At 74.9% G+C, this 1,224-nt stretch carries 1 protein-coding gene; it reads right to left on the minus strand.

Annotated elements, in window-relative coordinates:
* Nucleotides 1-142: 142 nt before the first annotated feature.
* Nucleotides 143-1,224, minus strand: a 1,082-nt coding sequence (locus AB0J52_RS41400; protein ID WP_500188744.1) for a thiamine pyrophosphate-dependent enzyme, incomplete at its 5' end; no start/stop codon positions are given.

Consider the following 1,224-nt stretch of genomic DNA (forward strand, 5'->3'; position numbering starts at 1 on the left):
ACCTCGGCGCGGCGGCCGAGCGCGACCTCCCCGACGGGACGGCCGGTGGCCGGGTCCTCGACGGGCAGGGTCGGGCCGCCGCCCGTGCGGGCGCCGTCGATCCAGTGCTCGATGGAGCGCATGAGAACAGGTTCCTTCCGGTTCACAGGTAGCGGCGCTGGGCCGCCCTTTCCTTGTCGTAGCGGGCGCGCGCCTGCCGGGTCTCCTCCAGCCGCGACACCTCGGCGACGGGGACGTCCCACCAGGCGTCGCTTTCCGGGCCGGTCACGCCGGGGTCGGTCTCGACGTGGACGACGGTGGTGCGGGGCGAGGCCGCGGCGGCGCGCAGGGCGGCGCGGAAGTCGTCGGCGCCGGTGGCGCGCAGGACGTCCGCGCCGAGGCTTTCGGCGTTGGTGGCCAGGTCGACGGGCAGCACAGCCCCGTCCAGGCCGGTGGCGGTGCGGACGCGGTGGCGGGTGCCGAAGCGGCTCGCGCCGACCGACTCCGACAGGTCGCCGATGGACGCGAAGCCGTGGTTCTGCACCAGGACGACCACCAGCTTCACGCCCTCGGCGACCGCGGTGCTGAGCTCCTGCGCCATCATCAGGTACGAGCCGTCCCCGACCAGCACGAACACCTCGCGGGTCGGGTCGGCGAGCCGCACGCCCAGCCCGCCGGCGATCTCGTAGCCCATGCAGGAGTAGCCGTACTCGACGTGGTAGCCCTTCGGGTCGCGGGCCCGCCACAGCCGGTGCAGGTCGCCCGGCATCGACCCGGCGGCGCACACCACCACGTCACGCGGCCCGGACTCGGCGTTGACGATCCCGATGACCTCCGCCTGCGACGGCGGCGTGCGCCCGGTCGCGGTGAAGGCGCGGTCGACCTGGGCGTTCCAGTCGCGGGCGAGCTCGGCGGCCTCGGTCCGGTAGGTGTCGGGGACCGTCCAGCCGTCCAGGGCGCGGGTCAGGGCACGCAGGCCCTCGCGCGCGTCGGCGACCAAGGGGACGGCGCTGAGCTTGGCCGCGTCGAACGACGCGACGTTGAGGTTCACGAACCGCACGTCCGGACGCGCGAACAGGCTGTTCGAGGCGGTGGTGAAGTCGCTGTAGCGGGTGCCGACGCCGAGCACGACGTCCGCCTCGCGGGCGAGCGCGTTGGCGGCCGTGGTGCCGGTCGCGCCGACCGCGCCGACCGACTGCGGGTGGTCCCACGGCAGCGAGCCCTTGCCCGCCTGGGTCTCGGCGA

The sequence above is a fragment of the Spirillospora sp. NPDC049652 genome (assembly GCF_040675125.1).
Classification (GTDB): Bacteria; Actinomycetota; Actinomycetes; order Streptosporangiales; family Streptosporangiaceae; genus Spirillospora.